Genomic DNA, 3766 nt, shown 5'->3' on the forward strand with positions numbered 1-3766 from the left:
CGCGTCCCCAAATATCGTCTCCGGCAGAATCGCAGCTGCCACTTCAGCCTGATCTGAGTTTCCGGTGAGCGTGATCATCGGACGACTTCTCCTCAGTCCATGCGCCTTTATAGAGGAGACTACGCATGTATTGTGCCAAAGGAGAAATCGTTCTCAGTCAGTATGATAGCCCTAACACTGCTATGTCACATATCCGACATCGTCGGACATCTAACGTACTTGCGCTATCCACTCAGCTATCGGGATCTGGATGTTTCGCGAGCATGGCTTCGAGGTGGATCACAGCACGATCAACCGCTGGGTCTTGGCCTGCGCGCCGATGATCGAGAGACGGCTTCGTTAGTTTCGCCGTCAACATTGTGGATCGGTCCGGATTGACGAGACCTACGCCAAGATCCGCGGCAAATGGCACTATCTGTATCGGGCCATCGACAAACACGGAAACCCGGTGAATTTTCTGCTCACAGCAAAGCGCGATCTCGATGCTGCCAAACGGTTCTTCCGCAAGATGCTGAAAGACGAGCCCTTGTTCTCTCCACAAAAGATCGGCACGGATGATGCCAATACCTTCCCGTCGGCGATCAAAACTTCAGCCGACGATGGGCTGCTGCATCCCGATCCTGTGCATTATGTCACCAAGCATCTCCAGCAAGGCATTGAGAGCGACCACTTCCGGGTGAAGAAGAACATGCCGAAGATCGGCGGCTTCCAATCCTTCAACACGGCGCGGCGAACGATTGCCGGTTTGAGGCGATGCTGTGGCTTTCTGTAGAGGAGAGCGCTTGTGGCGAATGCAGGTGTAAGAGGTCCGCCGATCGAGCCGTTGGTGCTGAGTGCGCAGGAGCGGACGTACTCTGGAGAGTGGCTGCCGAACTCGGCATTCATGAACACACCGTTGGCAAGTGGCGCCGTCGATTTTTGAAGGATCGCGTAGAGCCTGACCGGCGGAGCCGGACCCGCAGTTGCACACGCCCCTCGCCGTTGGGCGAAGATCGTCGCAGGGCACGCGCTCTGCAAGCGGAGGTTAAAGCGTTTGCCGAGAAAGCGCGAATACGGCGTCAGCGCCGAGGCCCGCCAACGCATTCTCGGTCTTGCCGAGCAGCTGCCACGAATCTGGAACGACTCGCGCGTCGACTTCCGTGAGCGCAAACGCATCGTGCGCCTGCTCATCGATGACGTGACGTTGATCAAAGCGCAGAAGATCACCGCCCATGTGCGTCTGTCCGGCGGGGCTACGCGCACATTGGAACTCGAGCGGCCGCTGCCTATCGCCCAGCTGCGCAAGTTCAAGCCCGAGCTTGTCGCGACCGTCGACCGGTTGCTCGATCAGCATTGCGACCGCGAGATTGCCGACATTTTGAACTGTGACGGATGGCGCACCTGGGAAGGCAAGCCCTTCAACCCGAAGAAGGTCGCGTTCATTCGCGGCGCCTACAAACTGGCAAGCCGGTACGATCGGTTGCGCCGCCGCGGCATGCTCACGACGCGCGAGGTCGCCGCGAAGTTTGGCATCTCGGAGACGGCCGTGCACGAGTGGGGTCGACAGGGGCTGATTACGAAGTGCTTCAGTGATAGTTTGAATCGTGGCCTGTGGGCATTACCGGTGCAGCAGACCATCCTCAAGGGGTGTGGCGGTCGAGCTGCGCGACCGGCGCGGCTCGCCCCAATCACCGCTCCATCATCAGAACAAGGTGCAGTATCAAGCGATCGTCTTGTCCTTTGGCCGCCGCGGCCGCGCCGCCAAGATCGCGGTGCCGTAATGGCTGGCCATCTCGGCATAGGTTCGGTTGAGTCCGGGATCGTAGCGATCAGGGTTGGTCACGGCGGCCTTGAGATTGTCGCAGTTATGTGCCGGACATCGTTAGCCGAATGCCGTCACAACCCGCATTTTTGAGCGCTATTTCCGCTCCGGCGGCAACATAACGGAGCGCTCGTGGCATGGTGATCTCCTTCTTTCCTTAGGAGATTGTCATGCTCGAGAAGTACTACATCCGACCCGCCACCATCGATCGTATTCACGAGTCCTGGATCGCTCCCGAAGTCGAGCAGTACGTCAGCTGGATGGCGGAGCAGCGCTATACGGATAGCAGCGTGTCTCGCCGGATTCCCATCGTGGTGAGCTTTGGCGAGTTCGCAAAAGCTCACGGCGCCAGCGAAGTTAAGAACCTACCTGATCACGTCGAGCCGTTCGTGCAAGCGTGGATTGGTGAGCGTGCTAGACGACGCTCAGCCCGGCGACGCAAGCAGATCGGCGATGAAGTACGCAATCCCATCCGCCAGATGCTAAGGCTGGCGGTCCCCGGCTACATTGGCCGGGGTCGTCTCCATAAGCCGGACAACCCGTTCGAACGCCAAGCACCGGGGTTGTTGAGGTACCTGATCGAAGAGAAAGGACTTCGTCAGCGATCGATATACCAATACCAAATTTTTTTGCGTCAGTTCGCGGCCTAATGAGACAGTGAAGCATCTCCAGGCGCTCCTCGCCCAGCGTAGCGCATCGCCTGGCGAGCCAGTCTTCTGCGCTCCGAAGGCCCGCCCTCTAACGCGGTTCGGGATCTATAAGATTGTCCGACGACACGGCGCATCCTTCGATACACACGGGCCGAAATCCAGGCGGGTCAGTCCGCATCTATTCCGGCACACCGCTGCTTGCCACCTGCTGGAATCCGGTGTCGAAGTCAATGTCATACGGAGTTGGCTCGGGCACGTCAGTCTCGACACGACAAACCGTTATGCCGAGCTGACGCTGCGCGCTAAGGCCGAGGCGCTGCGCGCCTGCGAACTGGGTTCCGATATTTCAGCGGTGTCCCGGGCTCGCATCGCCTGGAAGGACGACAAAACCCTCCTCGACTGGCTCAATTCACTGTAGCGCATTATGTGCCCACACGCCCGCAATCCTCCCCCGAAAGACCGGCTCAAGCCGTTGCCAGCCACATAACGATGTCCGGCACATAAGCCCGATTTTGTTACCGGTAACAAAATCGGGCACCACGAACTTCGGCACGCCGCCTAGAAACCTGAACAGATTGGTATGCATGCCGATCCAGTCGGGCAGGCTCTCGCTCGGGCAGGCCTCGGCGTAGGTGTAGTTCGAGGCCCCCATCGCTGCGACGAGCAGCTTCATGGCGTGCGCTTCGCCGGTGATGGGATCGAAGATGTCGATGGTGTCGCCGGCGAAATCAACGAACACTTTCTCCCCGCCGATGTGGGTCTGACGTATGCTCGGGCGCGCACGCTCCAGGCCTCAAAGGTCGTGCAAAACCAGGTATAGCCAAAGCCGTCGGGATTGGCGGCGCGAGACTCTTCCCACAACAGCAGGCGTGTCACGCTGCGGCGGCGCAACTCCTTCTCCACATAAACCCAATCGGGTGCCGGTCGCCGGTCGCTTTGCGACGCTGCTGCCGGCGCCGGGAACAGCAGCAGCTCCAGGCTCTCGTCGTCGATGCCCTCCGGCAGCGGCCAGGCCAACCCGGCAAGGCGGGGCGCGTCGCACGTATCCATGGACGACGCCATTGCTTATCCCCAACGTCCGCGCAATGACGCGCTCGGTCAGGCCCTGGTGCCTCAAACGTAGAACTTCTCTGATCCGGCGCATCGACAATCTCTGGGTAGGCATCGGGCTTCCTCATTGGTTGAATGAGAAATCCGTAGCCCGGTTGAGTTGTCGGCCGAAGCGATTGGCACCGCCAAAAAGGTGCTCGCGATCGCCTGAAATCGGTGCTCACGATCCTCTGAAATCGTTGCTCACGATCCCGCGAAACGCGCA

The 3766-nt window shown here is 59.5% G+C and carries 3 protein-coding genes and 3 pseudogenes; 5 read left to right on the forward strand and 1 reads right to left on the reverse strand.

The features are described from left to right. Nucleotides 1-216 precede the first annotated feature (216 nt). The 5 genes and pseudogenes from KIP88_RS45330 to KIP88_RS45350 all read left to right on the forward strand — a co-directional run. Nucleotides 217-765, forward strand: a pseudogene (locus KIP88_RS45330) (IS6 family transposase); the annotation flags it as partial. Between the two features lie 19 nt (nucleotides 766-784). Continuing rightward, nucleotides 785-936, forward strand: a pseudogene (locus KIP88_RS45335) (helix-turn-helix domain-containing protein); the annotation flags it as partial. Between the two features lie 97 nt (nucleotides 937-1033). Beyond that, nucleotides 1034-1894: a hypothetical protein gene (locus KIP88_RS45340; protein ID WP_214494559.1), complete on the forward strand. Its 861-nt coding sequence runs from the start codon at nucleotides 1034-1036 to the stop codon at nucleotides 1892-1894. 77 nt (nucleotides 1895-1971) lie between these two features. After that, nucleotides 1972-2451, forward strand: a complete 480-nt coding sequence (locus KIP88_RS45345; protein WP_214494560.1) for a hypothetical protein — start codon at nucleotides 1972-1974, stop codon at nucleotides 2449-2451. A gap of 7 nt (nucleotides 2452-2458) precedes the next feature. After that, on the forward strand, nucleotides 2459-2869 hold the full coding sequence (locus tag KIP88_RS45350) for a tyrosine-type recombinase/integrase (RefSeq protein ID WP_214494561.1): 411 nt from the start codon (nucleotides 2459-2461) through the stop codon (nucleotides 2867-2869). 111 nt (nucleotides 2870-2980) lie between these two features. Here the strand turns inward: KIP88_RS45350 and KIP88_RS45355 are convergent. Next, nucleotides 2981-3616, reverse strand: a pseudogene (locus KIP88_RS45355) (IS21 family transposase); the annotation flags it as partial. Nucleotides 3617-3766: the final 150 nt, after the last annotated feature.

The sequence above is a fragment of the Bradyrhizobium sp. SRL28 genome (genome assembly GCF_018596315.1).
In the GTDB taxonomy this organism is placed as follows: Bacteria; Pseudomonadota; Alphaproteobacteria; order Rhizobiales; family Xanthobacteraceae; genus Bradyrhizobium.